Here is a 21,310-nt window from a genome sequence, read left to right on the forward strand (position 1 = left end):
GCTTCTCATCTTCTATCTCCCTCATCTCGCTACCTCCTTTGTTTTGCTTCAAAATAATATTCTGCTTCTAAGGTGCTGACTTTTTGATCTTGAGACCAATGTCTGATTTAGTTGGAGGCATTTTTCTTTTTAAATTCTGTCTCCTAGCAGCTACTGCTTCGAATTGAGTTAAAACACGTTATATATGACAAGAAAAAACCAATAAAATTACACATAACATAATTTAATTATGTATTGCATAAATTTAATCTTTCTTGTAGCATGAATTTATGGTTGAGGGCCTATGCAAAGAAAGTTCATACTTTATGGTTGCATTGGCTTACTTATGGAAGGAAAGGTTTCAACACGGATGCTTTTAACATACTTATAAAAACACCTGTGACCTTTTCTAAAAGTAATGCGTATAAGTGCTGATTTGTTGAGTGAGCTGAGATGAGCCAAAACAAAATACGGTACTTTGCATTAACAACGGATGAATTTATCTAAATAAGGGAAACTAGATGGACATTTTAGATAACCCATTAGAACTATGTGGTTTTGCTTTTATTGAATTTGTTTCGACGGAAAATGGATTAGACCAAATCTTTGAAACAATTGGCTTTACCAAGGTGGCGAAGCATAAATCTAAAAAAGTTTATTTATGGCGTCAGGGTAATATCAATATCATTTTGAATTACCAGCCAGAATCTTATGCTTCATTCTTCTTTAAAGAACATGGCCCGTCAGCATGTGCAATGGGCTTTAGAACCCGTGATGCAGCGAAGGCATTTAAAAATGCAATCGAACTGGGCGCAGAGCCGATGTACTCGCAAGCTGGCCCAATGGAATTGAATATTCCTGCGATTAAAGGAATTGGTGGGATGCCAATTTTCCTCGTAGATCGTGATATTTATGAAAATGACTTTGTTTTCTTTGATGATGTCGAGCGTAATCCAAAAGGTGCGGGCTTAAACGAAATCGACCATTTAACCCATAACGTTTATAAAGGACGTATGGAATATTGGGCGAACTTCTATGAAAAAATCTTTAATTTCCAGGAAATCCGTTACTTCGACATTAAAGGTGAATACACAGGTTTGACTTCGAAAGCGTTGACTGCACCCGATGGCATGATTCGTATTCCATTAAATGAAGATTCAGACAAGGGCAATGGTCAAATTGCCGAGTTTTTGGCGGACTTTAATGGTGAAGGCATTCAGCATATTGCCTTTATTACCGATGATTTGCTTTCAACATGGGATAAGTTAAAAGGTATGGGTATGCAGTTTATGACCGCGCCACCTGAAACTTATTATGAAATGTTGAAAGATCGTTTACCAGATCATGGCGAGCCAACTGAAGAACTGCAAAAACGCGGTATCTTACTGGATGGAAATACCAAAGATGGTCAGAAAAAACTGTTATTACAGATTTTCTCTCAAAACATGCTTGGGCCAGTTTTCTTTGAATTTATTCAACGTAAAGATGATGATGGTTTTGGTGAAGGCAACTTTAAGGCGCTATTTGAATCGATCGAACGTGACCAGATTCGCCGTGGTGTGTTAGAAGCAAAATAAGCTAAAACTGAAAGAAACGAAAAAGCCAAGAAGTTTATTTCTTGGCTTTTTTATGGATGAATAAAAATTAACGAGTTTGAATATACTGATTGATCGCAGCCACTTCACGTTTAAATAGTTCCAGTTTTTCACTACCTTCCTGTACCGAGAAGAACATTTCACTGTCCAGTGCAACAATACAAAACTCCATGGAGTGATGGGCATTAAAAATTGGTAAACCGACTGCATTGATTCCGACCAGCAGGTCGCCTTGTGCAATCGCCATGCCGTGTTGTAGTGTAGTTTGTTTAAGCGCAAGGAACTCATCCCAATTACTCGGTTTGATCGGGTAGTGGTTCTGTGTCGCTTTTTCCCATTCAGCCAGCATAAGCGGCTTAATGATGGCCTCAGGCATATATGAAGCAAATACGCGCCCCGCAGCGGAGTTGATTAACGGCATAACCGATCCCACTTTGGTGACAATCGAAATCGGGTGATTTGACTCAATTGATTGCACCACTAATGGGCCTCTAGGCGACCATTTACTAATCTGGATACCGCAACCGATCTTGTTTTGTAATTCGTAAATCAGATGCTGTACCAGTTGTAATACATCGGTATGCTGAATGCAGTTCAAACCCAGACGCCATGCCTGATCACCTAAGGCATATTGGCCATCTTCAAGCTGTTTTGCATAGTTCATGCGGATCAGGCTGACCAGATAGCGGTGAACTTTGGCAGGATGCATATCCAGTCGGCTAGATAATTCTTTTAATATAATCGGTTTATTGTGTTCCAAAAGGGCATTGAGTACGGCTAGACCGACCTCAAGTGATTGAACCCCACCAGATAACTTTTCTTCAATCATTCAATAACCCTTAATCTGCATACATTTAGCTGTGTGCGTTTACTGTCAATATTTAGTGTTACATGCAGCACATAATGCCTGAGCATGACCTAAAATAGAAATCATCTTTTTAAATGATTTAAATAGGTGAATTGTATAAGCATACAATTGTTTTTAATCACCTTACACTATATTCGTATCATAAGCATAAGCCATAAAAAGCGTATACATGCCTTAAATTCAGGCAATAAAAATCGGCATTGAAGCGATAGAACCCCAATGCCGAGCGTTTGAGCCTGAATTATGCTCCTAGCTCATCTTCATGCAAGAAGTGAGTATGATGTGGAGCACGTTTGGTACGGCTCCATTCATCCAGCATTTCCATTTTCATTTCTTCTGTAATGCGTGAGATTTTGGCATTTGCGTGAACATCGTTATAGGTCAGTTCCAGACGATGACCATTTGGATCGAAGAAGTAAATTGAATGGAAAATACCATGATTGGTAACGCCTAATACTTTGACATCATTGGCTTCAAGATGTGCTTTTGCTGCTAATAATGCATTTTGGTCTTCAACTTCAAAAGCGATATGTTGAACCCACTGTGGGGTGTTCTCATCACGTCCCATTTCCGGTTGGGTTGGTAATTCAAAAAATGCCAATACATTGCCTTGTCCAGCATCGAGAAATAGATGCATATAAGGATCAAAGGCTTTGGTAGAAGGTACATGGTCTTCAGCAAATGCCAGAATGAAATCCATGTTGAGCATTTTTTTATACCATTCCACAGTCTCTTTAGCATCTTTACAACGATAGGCCACGTGGTGAATTTTTTTAATTGCAAAGCTCATGATAAAACTCCTTTTATCCCTATTCCCAATCTGGTTGTTGTTCTGGTGCAGCATGTAAAAATGCTGGAAGGGTTAAACAATGTTGATAAATCGATTCAATTTTTGGGAAAGCGCTTAAATCTATTTTGAAGCGCTTTGCGTTATAAACTTGTGGAATCAGGCAGCAGTCGGCAATCGTGGCTTGTGTACCAAAACAGAATTGCCCGTTGGAATGCTGCAACTGTTTTTCCAGACTTTTAAAGCCTTCAATAATCCAGTGCTGATACCATTGATTTTTTTGCTCATCGTTGACCGCAAGATCATTTTTGAGATATTTCAGCACTCTCAGATTATCCAGCGGGTGAATATCACAGGCGATGACCTGAGCAAAGGCACGTACTTTGGCGCGTTCAATGCGATCTTTCGGTAACAATGGGGTTGCTGGATATTGTTCTTCCAGATATTCCAGAATACTGAGTGACTGTGAAAGCGCCTGATCTTGATCAATCAACGTAGGAACAAGCTGGCTTGGATTCAGCGCAACATATTGTTCCTGTTGCTGTTCATTTTTGACCAAATGAACAGGCTGGGTTTCATAGGCAATCTCTTTCAGGTTCAGCGCAATACGGACACGGTACGCGGCCGAGCTACGAAAATAACTATACAGTTTCATAGCGCTCGTCCTTTTGTTCGTTAAAACTAAAGTGACGTGCTGGTAAAATGGTGTTGGCAACTTCGCCAAAGCCCACGCGAATACCATCTTTTTCACAATAACCTTTCATGACAACTCGGTCGCCATCTTCAAGGAAGCCACGTGTTTCGCCGTTTGAAAGGTGAAGTGGCTTGGTGGTATTCCATGTCAGCTCAAGCAAACTGCCATAAGAATTTTCAGTTGGCCCTGAAATCGTACCAGAACCCATGAGATCTCCAACCTGTACATTACAGCCTGCAATGGTATGGTGGGTGAGTTGTTGCGCCATAGACCAGTACATATATTTAAAGTTGGTCTGGCAAATCACTTCTGCTTGTTGTGCTTGAGGTGTTTGCACTTCAACACTCAGATGAATGTCATAGCTGTTTGCAACATTTTCCTGCAAATAGCCAAGAGGTTGTGGCTGTTGTTCTGGGCCTTTGAGTTTAAATGGCTCCAAAGCTTCCATGGTGACGATCCAAGGGGAAATTGCGCTGGCAAAAGTCTTGGCATTAAACGGGCCGAGCGGAACATATTCCCATTGCTGGATATCACGAGCAGACCAGTCGTTTAACAACACCATCCCAAAGATATGATCCCATGCATTTTCAATCGCAATCGGCTCACCTAGTTCAGTGGCTTTACCTACAATAAAAGCAGTTTCCAGTTCAAAGTCGAGTTTACGCGTTGCTGAAAAAACAGGACGTTCTTCATTGGGTAATTTGATCTGACCAGAAGGACGGACGATATCTTTACCGCTGACAATCACAGAGCTGGCACGACCGTTATAGCCCACTGGTAGTTCACTCCAGTTTGGCAACAAGGCATTTTTCGGGTCTCTGAACATGGTACCAACATTGGTCGCATGTTCTTTAGATGAGTAGAAATCGGTATAGCCCGGTACATGTACTGGTAAATGTAGCGTAACGGCATCTTGTTTCAATAATGCTTTCTGACGTAAGTCTGCGTTATCGCGTAATGCAGGGTTTTCAGCAGACAATAAGCTTTGTAAGGTTTTACGAACGGCTTGCCAGTTTTGCTTACCTGTTTCAATAAATTTATTTAACGTTGTTTGATTAAAACAGTTTGGGACGTTGCTGTGTAACACGCCATGCGCTTCTAATGCTGCAAGATCAAGTACCCAGTTGCCAATCGCAACACCTACACGTTTATCACCTTGTGCTGTTTCGCTAAAGATTCCGTAAGGCAAATTATGAATTGTGAAATCTGATTGTGGATCAATCTCAAGAAAAGAGTTTAATTGTTGCGCCATGTTGTACCTTCCTTGTCTCTCATTCTGTGAAAAACGTTTAAATTTTTATCTTGCTATGTTCAAGCTTTTGAAAAAACGATACATATTTTTCGTCTTATCCATTGAGTTGTCTTGGCTCAAGCAAGAAATATCGACTTTATGATTTCTATCATACTGAAAATAATTAATTACGCAATACATAATTTAATTACATTATTCATAATATTTGTTATTTATTGAATTTTCTGTTTATATGCGCGGTTATCTGAAAAGTAAATCAAATATTTTTTGATTAGAGGTAGGCATTGGTGATTAATTTATGATATACGTAATTTTAGACAAAAAAATTACGATACAAGGACGAGAATAATCATATGTCAAAACAGGAGCAAGGAAACCTGAAACATGGTTTAAGCAATCGGCACATCCAGCTTATCGCGCTAGGTGGTGCAATTGGTACAGGTCTGTTTCTCGGGATTTCCCAATCAATCAAGTTGGCAGGCCCCTCGGTCATATTGGGTTATGCGATTGCAGGACTGATTGCATTTTTGATGATGCGTCAGTTAGGTGAAATGGTCGTACAAGAGCCAGTAAGTGGTTCATTCAGTCATTTTGCCTATAAATACTGGGGCTCATTTGCAGGGTTTATGTCGGGCTGGAACTATTGGGTACTCAATGTTCTGGTCTGTATGGCAGAGTTGAGTGCAATTGGTCTCTATATTCAGTATTGGTGGCCTGAAATACCGACATGGGTATCAGCACTGGCTTTCTTTATTTTAATTAACGGTATCAACCTGTTACATGTAAAGTTTTTTGGCGAAATGGAGTTCTGGTTTTCCATCGTCAAGATTCTGGCTATTCTGGCCATGATTGCCTTTGGTTCTTATTTACTTGCAACTGGTACAGCAGGGCCACAGGCGAGTATCAGTAACCTTTGGGCATTGGGTGGATTTTTCCCATTTGGTGTTGAAGGTTTAGTCATGGCAATGGCGGTGATCATCTTTGCATTTGGTGGTATCGAGCTATTTGGTATTACCGCAGCTGAAGCACGTGAGCCAGATAAAACTCTACCAAAAGCAGTGAACCAGATTATTTACCGTATTCTGATTTTCTATATTGCGACACTTTTCATTCTGTTTGCATTATTCCCTTGGAATCAAATGGCAGCAGGTGGTAGTCCATTCGTGATGGTATTTGCCTCACTGGATAGTCAAGGTGTAGCGACTTTACTTAACTTTGTGATTTTGACTGCGGCAGTATCGGTATATAACGGTACAAGTTATTGCAGTAGCCGTATGTTGTTAGGTTTGGCTCAACAAGGCAATGCACCGAAATTCCTCAAGCATATCAATAAGCGTGGTATTCCAACCAATGCGGTATATCTTTCAGCTTTCGTGACGGTTTTGTGTGTGTTGTTGAACTATGCATTCCCCGAAAAAGCATTTGGCTTATTGATGATGCTGGTGGTTGCTGCGATTGTTATTAACTGGGTGGTGATTTCATGGACACATCTCAAGTTCCGTAAAGCCATGCAAGCAGAAGGCGTAACAACCAAATTCCCAAGTATTGCTTATCCATTTAGTAATTATCTTTGCATGATCTTTATGCTGGGAATCTTGGTGGTGATGTCATTAACACCTGATATGCGTATTGCCGTGATGATGATTCCTGCGTGGATTCTATGTTTGATGCTGGCTTATTTTCTTAAACAGCGAAAGTTAAGAAATGCGCAACATAGTGTGGCATTGAATACAGATGCATAAGTTTTGAATAAATGATGTGATGAATAGAGGGGCTGAGTTATTCAGCCCTTTTTTTATTGGCGATATCTAAAAAATAGAAGCTTCATCATGATTGAGCACGAATTAAATTTCTAAATAAGATAATATTCATGCATATATCAAGTAATAAATCTTAAGGTTTTTGAATTGTTTCAATCTCTGAATATCCAGACGCGCTTAGGTGGTTTTTACTTTTTCTACTATTCCATCGTTGGTACATTCATGCCGTATTGGAACCTGTATCTGCAAGATCAGGGTTTCAACTATCAAGAGATTGGCATTCTTTCTTCAATTGCGATTATTACCCGTTTCTTTGCACCACTCATCTGGGGCTGGATCGCCGATAAGTCTGGCAAACGCATGTTGCTGGTACGCATTGCCACTTGGATGGAAGCCTGTATCTGGTTTGCAATATTTGTGATTCCAAACAGCTTTCAATCGGTTGCTTTGCTCATGCTGATTTTTAGCTTCTTCCAGAATGCTATTCTGGCTCAATTTGAAGGGGTGACATTATTCTGGCTGGGTGAAAAACGCGCTGAACTGTATGGCAAAGTGCGTAAGTGGGGTTCAGTCGGTTTTATTGTCGGAGTGTTTGTGATTGGCGCATTATTGGAGATTATCCCAATTGCGATGTTGCCAGTTTTACTTTTGGCGATTTCATTTCTCGCTTTTCTATGGTCATTTAGCATTAAAGAGCCTGAGCATGCACCAAGCTCACAAAAAAAATTACAACCGCTATGGCCTGTTCTGAAAAAACCTATTGTTGCTGCATTCTTTAGCATTGAATTTATTTTATTGTTTTCACTGGCGCCATTTTATAGTTTCTATAGTAATTTCCTCAAAGAAATTGGTTTCAGTACTACACAAATTGGCAGTTTGTGGGCGATGGGTGTTATCGCCGAGATTGTGATGTTTGCAGTCGCGCAAAAAGTATTTTTCACTCGCTTTTCTTGGCGGACACTGGTGGTGATTTGTCTACTGCTGACCAGTCTTCGCTGGTGGCTAGTGGGGATGTTGGAGACAAATTATATCGGACAATTGCTGACCCAATGCCTGCATGCATTTAGTTTTGGGTTGTTCCATCTTATTGCCATGAAAGTGATTTTTCAGAACTTCTCGGCAGAGCAACAGGGACGTGGACAAGCGTTGTATAGCACCATGTGGGGCTTAGGTGTTGCTTCTGGAAGTTTATTGGCAGGGCATTACTGGCAGATGTTTTCAGGTATGACCATCTTTTTCTGTGCCAGTGTAGTGGTGTTGCTGGGACTATTACTGGTGTTTTGGCTGCCGAATCACATTGAAACAGCAGCCAAAAGCTAAATTAGAGTTGAATGTTTTGATATTGAGGCATCCACGGTTGCGCCTGTTCGAGCTGGGCTGCCAGTTGAAGTAAGCGATCTTCACGTCCAAACGGCGCGATAAACTGACTGCCAAGCGGCAGGCCTTGTTGATTCCAGTACAGCGGCACCGACATGGCTGGTAAGCCAGTAACATTGGCCAATTGGGTAAAGGGAACCCAGCTCAAGTTATCTTGTACCATTTTTTCGACCAGTTTACCTTGTGCGAGATAATGCGCTTTGCCAAGTTTTAACAAGCCTTTTAAGATGGGTTTCTGCCATGTTGGCGTGGCAACTTCACCATTCTTGGGTGCAACTGATGCTGTGCTTGGAGTGAGATACAGGTCATATTGTTCAAAGAAGATGTTCATCTGGGTGCTATACACACCCCAATTATCTAGAGTGTGAATATATTCTGTTGCCGTAGTTTTTGCTCCAAAAGCCGCCAATGCAATGGAATCCAGTTCAAAGTCCTGATCGGTTGCCCCATATTGTTGTTTGATTTGTGCCTGCATATAAGAGAACTGGCTGAACCATGTGGTTACAAAGTCTTTTGCCAATGCCAAACCATCAATTTTCGGGTGATCTTCCACTACAATATGACCCAATGATTCCAGTAGTTTTGCAGTGTGTTGCACTGCTTGAATCGCATCTTTAGACACTTTGGTGCCAATCGGAGATTGGGTATTAAACGCGATTCTGAGCTTTTTAGGTGCTTGTTGAATAATGTCACTGTATTTTTGTGCTGGCGCTTCAATTCTAAACAGTGAAGTTTGTTCTGGGCCTTGCTCGGCATCAAGCATGGCTGCACTATCTCGCACAGTTTTGCTTAAAATATGCTGCATTGCTGCGCCGTGCATTGCTTCACTGAATTGTGGCCCCCACGGCGTGCGTCCACGACTAGGCTTTAAGCCAAATAGACCGCAATAAGAAGCAGGGATACGGATGGAACCGCCGCCATCGCCTGCACCAGCAATCGGGACAAGGCCTGCAGCTACCGCAGATGCTGAACCGCCTGAAGAACCGCCACTATTATGTTTTAAATTCCACGGGTTATGGCATGCACCCCATGCTTCGGGTTCGGTAATACCTTTAATGCCAAACTCTGGCGTGTTGGTACGGCCAAAAGTGACAATACCGGTATTTTCCCAGCGATTGACAATTTCAGCATTAAAATCAGGGACGTAATTGCATTTTTTAAGTGCACGGCTACCATAGGAGGTCGGGATGCCTTGGTATTCCTGAAACAGATCCTTTACCAAGAAGGGAACGCCTGCAAATGTGCCAGAACGTTGTTGGCTTGCGCGTTGTTTTGCCTGTTCATACATGGGAATAATGATCGCATTGAGCTTGGGATTGACCTGTTGAGTGCGTTGTAATGCAATGTCTAGTAATTCAGAAGGATGGATTTGTTTTGTGCTAACTAAGTGAGCTAATCCAAGACCATCGTATTGCACATATTCTGAAAATTTCATGGCTTTTATCCCTAAAGCTAAATTGTTATAAAGTAAAAATAAATCTAAGTTGCGAAATAGAATACCCGAAAAAAATAACAGAACAATCAATTAAATTACCTGCTAAAAATATTGTGTTTATATGGTTATGAATGCGTGTTTTTATCAAAAAATATGCTAATTTAAGCGCATGCACCGTTTTAGATGACGACTTAATTAAATCTATGAAAAATATTTATATTATTGGATTATTATGGGCTTGCTCAACATGGACCATGGCAGAGACGGTCGTAAATAACAAGGCAGCGCCAACGCCTCAGCAAGTGGCTAAAGCGAATGCGATTCGTGTAACAACACGCCCTGAAATTATGGGTTTATGGGGAATGGAAATTCCAAATAATAAAAAATGTGTTGAGTACTATAATTTTCGTGGTTCCAGCGATGTGGTGATTAAAAGCGGACAGGAATGGTCTTACGGTTTATATGATTATCAACCTTCTGAAGATCATAAAGAGCGTTTACCTGCGCTGATCTTACAGATTAAGTATGACAATAATGAAAAAGATTGTTCTGGCCAAGCTCAGGATCAAACAGGCGAGGTTTCTCAGTATTTCGTGAAATGGTCAAACGATCACACCATTGATTTCTGTGCCAGCGAGAAGGGCGATAAATGCTTTGCTACCTTGCGTCGTGTCTTACCTTAATGAATCTGTAGATATAAAAAAAGCCTCTTATTTAAGAGGCTTTTTTATTTAGGCTTTTTCAGCTTGCGGTTCAAGCTGTTTAAGTAAATGCTTTTCTAGGTAATGAATATCCATTGCCTGTTCACAGAAGTTCTTATCTTGCAGGATAAGATCTTTATGCAATGGAATATTGGTTTTAATCCCAGTCAAAATCATTTCATCTAAGGCTTGACGCATACGAGCCAGAGATGTTTCACGATCTTTACCATGAGCAATCAATTTTGCAATCATTGAATCATAGTAAGGCGGAATGCTATAACCTTGATAAATATGTGAGTCTAGACGAATACCCGCACCACCTGGTGCATAGAAGCTTTCAATCTTGCCTGGTGAAGGCAGGAATGTAGTTGGGTCTTCGGCATTGATACGACATTCAATCGCATGACCTTTAACTTCGATTTGCTCCTGTTCAAGCTCTAGACCTAAACCAGCAGCAATGCGAAGCTGTTGTTCAATAATGTCGACGCCTGTCACCATTTCAGTCACAGGATGTTCAACCTGAACACGTGTATTCATTTCAATAAAGAAGAATTCACCATCTTCAAACAAGAACTCAAATGTTCCCGCGCCACGGTATTGCATCAATTTACATGCATTGACACATGCTTCCAGAATGTCAGCGCGCGCTTGTTCTGGTAAGTTTGGTGCAGGTGCTTCTTCTAATACTTTTTGATGGCGACGTTGTAAAGAACAGTCACGATCATATAAGTGAATCGCATGGCCGTTACCATCACCAAGAACCTGAACTTCGACATGGCGAGGTTTCTGTAAGAAACGTTCCATATAGACGGTATCATCACCGAACCACATTTCAGCATCACGCTGTGCAGCCTGAACAGATTCAAGTAGGGTGTCGACACGTTCTACAATACGCATACCACGACCACCACCACCTGCGGCAGCTTTTACGATCAACGGGAAGCCAATTTCTTTGGCTTCAGCAAGTGCATTGTGAATCGTAACTGCATGGTCACAACCCGGTACGGTTGGAACACCTGACTTTTTCATGGCAATAATGGCAGAAACCTTATTTCCCATGAGGCGGATATGTTCAGGGCGAGGGCCAATGAAAATGAAACCTGAGCTTTCTACAATTTCAGCAAATTCAGCATTTTCAGACAAGAAGCCATAACCAGGATGGATTGCATCTGCACCTGTAATTTCTGCAGCAGTAATAATCGCAGGAATATTTAAATAGCTTTCACTTGTGGTACCTGGCCCAATACATACAGCTTCATCAACGAAGCGTAAATGCATCAAGTCTTTGTCAGCATCTGAATAGATACCAACTGTTTTAATGCCAAGAGTTTTACAAGCCCGAGTAATTCGTAAAGCGATTTCACCACGGTTTGCAATTAATACTTTTTGCAACATCGGAATCCCCAAACAAATTAAGCACGGTAGCGGAAAAGTGGTTGACCGAACTGGATCACTTCACCATTTTTCACCAAGATTTCTTCAATAACACCGCTCTTTGTTGCTTCGATCGGGTTCATGATTTTCATCGCTTCGATAATACCAAGTGTTTCACCCGCAGAAACTGTTTGACCTACATTTACAAATGGTGCTTCACCCGGGCTTTGTGCTGCATAGAACACACCAACCATTGGAGAAGTTTCAACTGCACCACGTGGTGTTTTAGCTGCTGGAGCCGCTGGAGCAGAGGCTGCTGGCGCTGCCGCAACAGGTGCTGCTGCATAAACAGGAGTAGGACGAGTTAATGAGATGGACTGGTCACCTTCCTTAACTTCAATCGCTTGTAAGTCAGATTCAATCATCAAGTCGATGAGCTTCTTGATTTTACGGATATCCATGAGTGAGCATTCCTAATGTGTTTAAAATTAGTTAGAAGATTGAATTTTTTCGATAGCGTAATCGAGTGCAAAGGAATAACCCTTCGCACCTAAGCCACAAATCACGCCAATGGCCTTATCTGATAAATATGAGTGATGACGAAATGCTTCACGGGCGTGAACATTTGACAAATGAACCTCAATAAATGGAATGGCAACGCCGAGAAGGGCATCGCGTAAAGCAACTGATGTATGAGTCAGGGCAGCAGGGTTGATAATGATAAATTTTACCCCTTCAGCTTGTGCCTGATGAATGCGATCGACAATCGCACCTTCCCAATTGCTTTGAAAAGTATCTAGTGTAAGTGATGCGTGTTTAGCCTGAGCGGTGAGTTGCTGGTTAATATCATCTAAAGTGAGATAACCATAAACTTCTGGTTCGCGCTTTCCTAGCAAGTTCAAATTCGGTCCGTGAATCACCAAAATGGTTGAGCTCATTCAGCCTGCTCCAATTCTAAAACTGCAAATATTTTTTGCAAGATGTCTGCAAAGTTTGCTTATTATGGCATAAATTTCTGCAATTTTTTTATAAATTGTTTTAATTGATGAAGAAAGTTGCATACCAAGCATGGTGCATATAATGAAAACTTTGCAAGGAATTGGCAATGTTAAAATATGACAAATTTCAGCGTATTTTCGTTTTTTTATATTTTAAACTGAATTGCCCCAATTCGTTCATGGGATTTGTGTAACTCAGCAGTCAATCTTGCCGAAGCCTGTTTGTTTTTACATGACTTGTAGCTCACTATATCGTGGAAACCAGTGTTTGAAAACCTGAATAATGGAATCTATATTTTTATTGTAAATTATTGATTTTATGTTTTTTAATCTTGGTTCTTATTTTGGTTTTAATCGGCTGTAGCAAATGGTCAGGCTTAAATTCTTCTCCCTTCATCTGAGTATTCTCATTTCGTGGGTAGGTACTATATAGAGACCTATTGTGCTGCTTATGGATTGAACACTCTGCTTGTTGTTGCCATTGGCAAAAATGATGAAATCCCTGATTCTGGATGGCAGTTAATGACATAAAAATGTCCGAAAAAGATATGCATGACTTCAATATGATAACAATCACTTAAAGGATTACATCTGATTGGCGTAATCTTTTATGGGTCTTTCAATGCTGTCTTGGTACTTCAAGACAGCTTTTTTTTGTTCAAGATTTAAGTTTCTTTGGCAGCTTGATAAATCGAGCCCAAGATACAGTGCTGTGCTTGCTCAAGATAGGTGGTTTTTTCTGACGTCACATCATTCCATTTATACATTTGCTGAAATAGCCATTCAAAATCTTCTGCTTTGGGTTCAGCACTATTTTGTACGAAGTTCCGAATAATCTTCTGAATACTAAAATACTTCTCGACGTGAATCTCTGCTGAACATGGAAATTGAATCACATCAAAGTCCATCAGCATTTGCCACACCTGAGTAAAATCTTGCAATTCTCGTAATTCCTGTTGTGCTTTCAGAATCGCACGGCTCAGTGCAATGAGTGTATGGGGGTGCTGTTTGGCCCAGTCTTGTGTTACGGCAAGCACTTTATCTGCAACATTGGGAATGATTTGTTGGCTGGAGCAGACGATATGGCTCAGGCCCTGAATTTCAGCTTGTGTATTCCACGGTTCGCCTACACAAAATCCATCAATCAGGTGATTGCTGATGGCTTCAACCATATAGGGTGGTGGTAATGTTTTTAACTGAATAGATTGTGCCAATTTAGGACTGGCCAAGGCCAGCCATTCTCTTAAGCAATAATGATGAATTGAATGCTGAAATACATGAGCAAGAGACAAAGGATGATTATTCTGGATATATTCAACGACTTTATGGGCGGAGGACTCAGCCGAATCTTGGGAAACAATATTCAGTTGATAGCATAATTTTTGGCTGATGCTAATAAAGGCACGATTTTCACTTAGCACTAAGGGTGTTTGCAGCGGAATACCTATCTGATCAGCGCCTATAGCCGCAGCGGGAAGCATGGCGGATAAGCAATGGGCAGCATCTAGCAGGCCAAAAGCCAAACGGTCTCGTAAACTTGCCCAAGATGCTTCTTTGACCAGTTGAACATTTAATCCATTTTCGGCAAAAAAACCACGCTGTTTAGCCCAAAGCAGTGCAACACAGTCGAGTAAAGGAATATAGCCCAGTTGTAAGTCAGTTTTTTCTAATACGATAGAATGAACCATTTACTCATCCTTTAATTGATTATTTAACAGTTGTTGAGCATCAAGGAGGCGCCGCGCCATTTCTCCAATGGTCATGCGATGGCTCATGGCATTTTTTCTGAGCAGTTGAAAGGCGGTATCTTCGGTCAACCCATGTAATTGCATCAGCAACACTTTGGCCTTTTCAATATCTTTACGATCTGCCAGTTTGGTCTTGGCATCTTTGAGATCACCTTCCAGCTTTTTATGTTTCTTATATTGCTCAATGGAAATATCGAGAATGGTATGTAAGCGGCTTGGGTCAATACCATCAACGATATAGGCGGTAATACCCGCGTCAATGGTTTGTTTAATGGTGTCTTTATCTGCATTTTTGGTAAACAGGACAGTCGGTAGATCAAAGTTGCTGACACAACTTTCGATTACATCACGATGTGGATGATCCATATCCAGCAGAATCACATCTGCTTGGAGGTGTTCGAGTTTAAATAGATTGAAGTGATCCAGCGTAAAACAAGCCACCACATCAAAGTCATGTTCAATCAAGCATGCTTTTAGGTATTCAGCCCGAGCCTGGTCGTCATCAATAAGAGCGATCTTGAGTTTCGGCATAAGTATAAAGGTCAAACGCTAAGTCAAAGCACATCTAAGGTCATGTGCGGTATAGGATAGAGATAATTGTTTTGAAGCAAATTTAGTGCCAGTCAATGAGGAGTTAAATCTCGATCTGCATTCATAGCTAGATGCTTCATAGAGATTAGTGTACTGCGATTGATAGAAAGAAAAATGAAAAAGATGTGACCAACCAACACAAAATAAATATGCGCATTTTTGGTGCGGAAAAAGAGTTTTTTTGAGGCGGTTTCAATGCTGCTATAAAACAGTTCATTTCTTATTTTTATGAATATAGTAATGAAATAGAATGCATTTTTAGGAGAATGTCTTTAATTATAATTAATATAAAACAATTATTTATGCTGTTTTTGAAGCTGTATTTTAAAAAGTTGGCATAGCAATTGCTAAATATCTCATGAGTCAAAGATGACTTGTAAAGTTATAAGACGGCCAACGATGTCCGATCTGATCGATTTGTTCACACAACCTGATGTGTCAACAAAGCAAATTACGTTCAGTATGGGAGATGGCTATGTCTTTAGATTTATCTGCTAAAAAAGCAACTTCAATCAAGTTATTTAACTTTTCTGCACCAGCAATGCGGGCATTCCACATGAGCTGGCTGGCTTTCTTTGTTTGCTTCTTTGCTTGGTTTGCCTGTGCGCCTTTAATGCCGGTGATCGCAGGTGAATTCCATTTAACCAAAGACCAAATCGCAAATATCAATATTGCTGCTGTTGCAATCACCATTGTAGTCCGCCTCATTGTCGGGCCGCTGTGTGATAAGTATGGCCCACGTAAAACCTATACCGCTTTGTTACTCATCGGCAGTATTCCTGTATTTGGTGTAGCCGCAGCCAACAGTTACGAATCCTTTCTCTTCTTCCGTTTGCTGATTGGTGCCATCGGTGCCAGCTTCGTGATCACGCAATACCATACCAGCATTATGTTTGCGCCAAATGTGGTGGGAACCGCGAATGCCACTTCAGCGGGTTGGGGTAATGCGGGTGGTGGTGCTACACAAGCTTTGATGCCATTGCTATTGGCTGCATTGGTGATGTTTGGTGTTGAACAGGCGATGGGTTGGAGAATTGCGCTGATCGTCCCGGGTGTGATGATGGTGATCGTCGGTATTCTTTACTGGAAGCTTACTCAAGACTGTCCTCAAGGCGACTTTAAAGCATTGCGCGAGCAAGGTGTCGTGGTTGGAAGTGACAAAAAAGGTGGTGTTGCAATCTTGATGCACGCAGCACGCAACTATCGTGTCTGGATTTTGTTTGCCTCTTATGCCGCGTGTTTCGGTATCGAAATTTTCATGCACAACATCATTGCGATGTATTACGTCGAGCACTTCAATTTTGGATTAAAAGAAGCGGGGCTGGCTGCGGGAATCTTTGGTTTATTGGCTCTATTTGCTCGTGCCTTAGGTGGACTGGTTTCAGACAAAGTCGCACTCAAAAAAGGACTGGATGGTCGTACCAAAGTGCTGTTTATCCTGATCTTGGGTGAAGGCTTATTCCTGATGCTGTTTTCACAAATGAATAGCGTTGCACTTGCCATGATGAGTATGACGGTATTTGCACTATTTACCCATATGGCTTGTGGTGCAACTTATGCCTTAGTTCCATTCATTGATCGTGATGCTTTAGGCGGCGTGGCAGGCATTATTGGGGCAGGTGGCAATGTGGGTGCAGTTGCAGCAGGCTTCCTATTAAAAGGCATGGTCGATATTCAAACCTGTTTGATGGTTTTAGGTGGCCTAGTCGTCTTTGCAGCAGGTTCAGTCATGTTGATTCGCTTTTCAGTCGAACATAAAGAAAAAGAACAACGTCTGTTTGAGCAGGCCGTTTTAGAACGTGGCTCAGAACAAAGCAGCATAGCTTAATCATTCGTCAGATTTTAGGAGAAACACAATGAAATTAGTGATGATTGGTCACGGTATGGTGGGACATAAATTCATCGAAGCCATCTTGGAGAAAGCGGATGATGAATTAGAAATTACCATTCTTGCGGAAGAACCTCGTATTGCTTATGACCGCGTACATTTGACCGAATATTTCTCTGGTAAAACAGCAAAAGACTTATCACTGGCTCGTTTTGACTTTGCCGATGCGCATGGGATTGACCTCCGATTAAACACCAAAGCGGTTGAGATCAATCCTGCTGAGCAAACGGTGACCACCAATTTCGGTGATGTGATTCATTATGACAAATTGGTATTGGCAACAGGTTCTTATGCCTTTGTTCCGCCGATCTCAGGCAATGACCGTGAAAACTGTTTTGTCTATCGTACCATCGAAGACTTGGATGCGATTCGTGCAGCAAGTCTGAATGCGAAGACAGGTGTGGTGATTGGTGGTGGCTTATTGGGGTTGGAAGCAGCCAAAGCACTACGTGATTTAAATTTGGAAACGCATGTGGTGGAATTTGCGCCACGTTTGATGGCGGTACAGATTGATGATCTTGGTGGTAAAGTTCTACGCCGTAAAATTGAAAATCTTGGGGTTAAAGTTCACACACAAAAAGCCACGCAATGTATTGAAGCGGGTGAAAGTGCAACACATGTGATGAAATTTGCTGACGGTAGCGAACTGGAAACCGATATCATTTTATTCTCGGCAGGGATTCGTCCACGTGACGAATTAGCGCGTGTCAGTGGCTTAGTACTTGGTGAGCGTGGCGGGATTAAAATCAATGATTATTGCCAAACCTCAGATGACAATATTTATGCGATTGGTGAATGTGCACTGTGGGATAACAAAATTTATGGCTTAGTTGCACCGGGCTATGACATGGCACGAATCGCGGCAAAACATATCCTCGCTGAAGATACGCATTGTTTTGCAGGTGCAGATATGAGCACCAAATTGAAATTGATGGGTGTTGATGTGGCATCCGTTGGTGATGCGCATGGCATGACGCCAAACTCACTCAGCTATTTCTATGCTGATGAGGATGCATTGGTTTATAAAAAAATTGTGGTTGACGCAGACAAAACCAAATTGCTTGGTGCAGTCTTGGTTGGTGATGCCAAAGAATACAATGACCTGCTTCAAATGATGTTGAATGGTTTGACGCTTCCAGAAACGCCTGAAAGTTTGATCATGCCGGGATTTGCCGATTCGGGCGCTAAAGCAGGTGGCAGTGGTGTCGATTTATTGCCTGATAGTGCCACCATTTGTTCATGTAACAACGTCTCTAAAGCCGATATTTGCCAAGCGATTTGTGATGGCTCAACCTCTTTGGGTGCGTTAAAAAAATGTACTAAAGCGGCGACGGCTTGTGGTGGTTGTGCACCTTTAGTGACCCAAGTGTTGAAGTCTGAACTACAACGCCAAGGCGTAACGGTCAATAACCATGTTTGTGAGCACTTTCCATACTCGCGCCAAGAAATTTATCACTTGGTTCGTGTCAATGAAATCAAGACCTTTGACGATTTGATTCAGCAACATGGTCATGGTCTAGGCTGTGATATTTGTAAGCCGATGGCGGCCAATATTTTGGCATCGTGCTGGAATGATTTTGTACTTGAGCCAAGCCATGCGGGTCTACAGGACAGTAATGATTACTACTTGGGCAATATTCAAAAAGATGGCTCTTACTCAGTAGTTCCGCGTATGGCAGGCGGTGAAGTTACGCCAGATGGTTTAATCGCTGTCGGTCAAATTGCCAAAAAATATAACCTGTATACCAAAATCACAGGTGGACAACGGGTCGACTTATTTGGTGCGCAAATCCATCAACTCCCATATATTTGGGAAGAGCTCAACGCAGCTGGTTTTGAATCAGGTCATGCTTACGGTAAATCCTTACGTACCGTGAAATCATGTGTCGGTAGTACATGGTGTCGTTATGGCGTCGATGATTCTGTGGGCTTGGCGATTGAACTTGAGAATCGTTATAAAGGCTTACGTTCACCGCATAAACTGAAAATGGCTGTGTCAGGCTGTACTCGTGAATGTGCAGAGGCACAAGGTAAAGATGTTGGGGTAATTGCAACTGAGAAAGGTTGGAACCTGTATGTCTGTGGGAATGGTGGCATGAAACCACGTCATGCAGAGCTACTGGCATCAGATCTTGATACTGAAACCTTGATTCGTTATATCGATCGTTTCTTTATGTTCTATATCCAAACAGCAGATCGTTTACAGCGCACCAGTGTATGGCGTGACAACATGGAAGGTGGTTTAGATTATCTTAAATCGGTCATTGTCGATGATTCGCTAGGGCTAGCCGAAGAGTTAGAACTTCGTATGAGCCATGTGATTGGCACTTATCAAGATGAATGGCGTACCGCGGTTGAAGACCCTGAAATCCGTAAACGTTTCCAAACCTATATCAACGCCAGTGCAGAAGAGCAAGCTGATCCACATATTCAATTTACTCAAGTGCGTGATCAGATTCGCCCATTAAATGACGCTGAACGTTCAGTCGATCGTATCCCAATGGTTGAAGCATAAGGAGAATTCAAATGACCAGTTTAAAGAACATGAATATGCTGCCAGAAAATCAATGGGTTGAGGTATGTGCGCTGGATGACATCACACCAAATACAGGTGTCGGCGCATTGATTGAAGGTCAATCAGTGGCACTGTTTCGTGTTGGGCATGAAAAACGTATTTATGCTTTAAGCAATAAGGATCCGTTCAGCCAAGCCAACGTGATGTGCCGTGGCATTATTGGCGATTTACAAGGTGAACGTGTCATTGCGTCGCCGATTTATAAGCAACATTTCAGCTTAGCGACGGGTCGTTGTCTGGAAGATAAAGACCAAAAGTTATTGGTTTTCCCAACAAAAATTGAAAATGGTCGTGTTTGGGTTGGGTCTGTTCCGCAAAAAACCTATATTACCAATAATGGCGCTGCGCAAGAAAAGCTGAAACTGGTGCTGATTGGCAATGGACTGGCGGGGATGCGTTGCTTAGAGGACTTACTAGACATGGCACCAGATCGCTATGAGGTGACGGTGATTGGTGAAGAACCTTGGGGTAATTACAACCGTATTATGCTGTCACCAGTGCTTTCAGGTGAAAAAACCATTGATGACATCATGCTGCATCCACATGCATGGTATCGCGATAAAGGGATTCAATTTATCGCTGATGATCCTGCGATCAAGATTGATCGTACTCGCAAAGTGGTACATACCGAGAAAGGCGAAAGCGTTGATTATGATCGTTTGATTATTGCGACTGGTTCATCGCCATTTATTCCACCTGTGCAAGGTGTCGATTTAAAAGGCGTGATCAGCTTCCGTGATATTTATGATGTCAACACCATGATCAAATATTGCGAAACCAAGAAGAATGCCGTGGTGATTGGTGGTGGTTTGCTGGGTCTGGAAGCGGCGTATGGACTGAAACAACGCGGTATGAATGTGACCGTTCTACACCTGATGGATCGAATTATGGAACGTCAGTTGGATGGCCGTGCCAGCCGGATGTTGCGCCATAGTATTGAGCAAAAGGGCATCAATATCATTACAGAAGCCAATACTGAAGCATTGATTGGTGAAGAGGGTCATGTCAGTCAAGTCCGTCTTAAAGATGGAACGATACTGGACGCAGATTTAGTCATTTTTGCTGTTGGGATCCGTCCAAATATTGCTTTGGCTCAAAGTGCAGGACTACGTTGTAATCGTGGCATCTTGGTGAATGACACCATGCAAACCTTTGATCCAAGTATCTATGCTGTGGGCGAATGCATTGAGCATCGTAATCAAACTTTTGGTCTGGTTGAACCCTTGTGGGGACAAGCCTTCATCTGTGCAACGCATTTGGCTGAACATGGCAGCTTAACCTTTAAATCGCCAACCGTACCGACACAGTTAAAAGTCAGTGGTGTCGACGTATTCTCTGCTGGGCGAATTGATTTAGAAAATAGCGAGCCGAAGGAGGATTATGAAGACATCATCCTTAATGATGATAAGCGTCAAATTTATAAGCGTATCATTATCCAGAAAGACAAAGTGATTGGTGCAGTTTTGTTTGGTGATACCGAAGATGGCATGTGGTATGCCGAGTTGATTGCAGATCAAACACCCGTTTCTACATTTAGAAACAAGCTGTTATTTGGTAAGGATTTTGCAATGAAAAAGGCAGGGTAATATTTCTAAGAGATTAAATTCCTAAGTAAGTAATTTGATACTCGGAAGGGTCATCTGCAACCTGCATAGTTTTTGTAAGAAATGTTTCTGCGATGAAGCTAA

At 41.7% G+C, this 21,310-nt stretch carries 17 protein-coding genes; 7 read left to right on the forward strand and 10 right to left on the reverse strand.

All coding sequences use genetic code 11. The features are described from left to right. Positions 1 to 500 precede the first annotated feature (500 nt). Entirely contained in the window at positions 501 to 1,556 is a 1,056-nt protein-coding gene (hppD, locus tag IEV36_RS00775) for a 4-hydroxyphenylpyruvate dioxygenase (protein WP_004771926.1), read from the forward strand. 67 nt (positions 1,557 to 1,623) lie between these two features. Here hppD and IEV36_RS00780 read toward each other — a convergent pair whose 3' ends face one another. The 4 genes from IEV36_RS00780 to fahA all read right to left on the reverse strand — a co-directional run bounded on the left by IEV36_RS00780 (position 1,624) and on the right by fahA (position 5,175). Further along, positions 1,624 to 2,403, reverse strand: coding sequence for an IclR family transcriptional regulator (locus IEV36_RS00780; RefSeq protein WP_005257259.1), 780 nt, complete (start codon positions 2,401 to 2,403; stop codon positions 1,624 to 1,626). A gap of 280 nt (positions 2,404 to 2,683) precedes the next feature. Beyond that, positions 2,684 to 3,232, reverse strand: a complete 549-nt coding sequence (locus IEV36_RS00785) for a VOC family protein (RefSeq protein WP_005257261.1) — start codon at positions 3,230 to 3,232, stop codon at positions 2,684 to 2,686. A gap of 19 nt (positions 3,233 to 3,251) precedes the next feature. Further along, the gene (gene maiA, locus IEV36_RS00790) at positions 3,252 to 3,884 is read right to left on the reverse strand and encodes a maleylacetoacetate isomerase (protein ID WP_005257263.1); all 633 of its coding nucleotides are present in this window, start codon (positions 3,882 to 3,884) and stop codon (positions 3,252 to 3,254) included. Then, positions 3,871 to 5,175, reverse strand: a complete 1,305-nt coding sequence (gene fahA / locus IEV36_RS00795) for a fumarylacetoacetase (RefSeq protein ID WP_005257264.1) — start codon at positions 5,173 to 5,175, stop codon at positions 3,871 to 3,873. The genes maiA and fahA overlap by 14 nt, the downstream gene beginning before the upstream one ends. Before the next feature lie 353 nt (positions 5,176 to 5,528). Between fahA and IEV36_RS00800 the strand changes: the two genes are divergently transcribed. Together IEV36_RS00800 and IEV36_RS00805 are read left to right on the forward strand one after the other, a co-directional pair. Continuing rightward, the gene (locus IEV36_RS00800) at positions 5,529 to 6,917 is read left to right on the forward strand and encodes an amino acid permease (protein WP_004771932.1); all 1,389 of its coding nucleotides are present in this window, start codon (positions 5,529 to 5,531) and stop codon (positions 6,915 to 6,917) included. 165 nt (positions 6,918 to 7,082) lie between these two features. Next, positions 7,083 to 8,255, forward strand: coding sequence for an MFS transporter (locus tag IEV36_RS00805; RefSeq protein WP_005257265.1), 1,173 nt, complete (start codon positions 7,083 to 7,085; stop codon positions 8,253 to 8,255). 1 nt (position 8,256) lies between these two features. Here the strand turns inward: IEV36_RS00805 and IEV36_RS00810 are convergent, their stop codons facing one another. Further along, positions 8,257 to 9,747, reverse strand: a complete 1,491-nt coding sequence (locus IEV36_RS00810; RefSeq protein ID WP_005257268.1) for an amidase — start codon at positions 9,745 to 9,747, stop codon at positions 8,257 to 8,259. A gap of 203 nt (positions 9,748 to 9,950) precedes the next feature. Here IEV36_RS00810 and IEV36_RS00815 point away from each other — a divergent pair, with 203 nt between their 5' ends. Then, positions 9,951 to 10,430 (forward strand): hypothetical protein, encoded by a 480-nt coding sequence (locus tag IEV36_RS00815; protein WP_032864027.1) that lies wholly within the window; start codon positions 9,951 to 9,953, stop codon positions 10,428 to 10,430. A 48-nt stretch (positions 10,431 to 10,478) separates the two neighbouring features. Here IEV36_RS00815 and accC read toward each other — a convergent pair whose 3' ends face one another. From accC to IEV36_RS00840, 5 genes are all read right to left on the reverse strand, one after another. Beyond that, positions 10,479 to 11,843, reverse strand: a complete 1,365-nt coding sequence (accC, locus tag IEV36_RS00820; protein WP_004771939.1) for an acetyl-CoA carboxylase biotin carboxylase subunit — start codon at positions 11,841 to 11,843, stop codon at positions 10,479 to 10,481. A 17-nt stretch (positions 11,844 to 11,860) separates the two neighbouring features. After that, positions 11,861 to 12,283 carry an acetyl-CoA carboxylase biotin carboxyl carrier protein gene (gene accB / locus IEV36_RS00825; protein WP_004771941.1) on the reverse strand — a complete coding sequence of 141 codons (423 nt, stop codon included), beginning with the start codon at positions 12,281 to 12,283 and terminating at the stop codon, positions 11,861 to 11,863. Between the two features lie 27 nt (positions 12,284 to 12,310). Beyond that, positions 12,311 to 12,760, reverse strand: coding sequence for a type II 3-dehydroquinate dehydratase (gene aroQ, locus IEV36_RS00830; RefSeq protein ID WP_004771942.1), 450 nt, complete (start codon positions 12,758 to 12,760; stop codon positions 12,311 to 12,313). Positions 12,761 to 13,485: 725 nt separating this feature from the next. Further along, positions 13,486 to 14,508, reverse strand: coding sequence for an ABC transporter substrate-binding protein (locus tag IEV36_RS00835; protein ID WP_005257280.1), 1,023 nt, complete (start codon positions 14,506 to 14,508; stop codon positions 13,486 to 13,488). Next, positions 14,509 to 15,099: an ANTAR domain-containing response regulator gene (locus IEV36_RS00840; RefSeq protein ID WP_004771946.1), complete on the reverse strand. Its 591-nt coding sequence runs from the start codon at positions 15,097 to 15,099 to the stop codon at positions 14,509 to 14,511. Positions 15,100 to 15,634: 535 nt separating this feature from the next. Here IEV36_RS00840 and IEV36_RS00845 point away from each other — a divergent pair. The 3 genes from IEV36_RS00845 to nirD are packed head-to-tail and all read left to right on the forward strand — an operon-like array spanning position 15,635 to position 21,208. After that, the gene (locus IEV36_RS00845; RefSeq protein WP_005257281.1) at positions 15,635 to 16,987 is read left to right on the forward strand and encodes an MFS transporter; all 1,353 of its coding nucleotides are present in this window, start codon (positions 15,635 to 15,637) and stop codon (positions 16,985 to 16,987) included. A 28-nt stretch (positions 16,988 to 17,015) separates the two neighbouring features. Further along, a complete protein-coding gene (gene nirB / locus IEV36_RS00850) occupies positions 17,016 to 19,562 on the forward strand; it encodes a nitrite reductase large subunit NirB (RefSeq protein ID WP_005257282.1) in 2,547 nt (848 codons plus the stop codon). 11 nt (positions 19,563 to 19,573) lie between these two features. Further along, positions 19,574 to 21,208 (forward strand): nitrite reductase small subunit NirD, encoded by a 1,635-nt coding sequence (gene nirD, locus IEV36_RS00855; RefSeq protein WP_005257283.1) that lies wholly within the window; start codon positions 19,574 to 19,576, stop codon positions 21,206 to 21,208. Positions 21,209 to 21,310: the final 102 nt, after the last annotated feature.

Source organism: Acinetobacter vivianii (assembly GCF_014635885.1).
Taxonomy (GTDB): Bacteria; Pseudomonadota; Gammaproteobacteria; order Pseudomonadales; family Moraxellaceae; genus Acinetobacter; species Acinetobacter vivianii.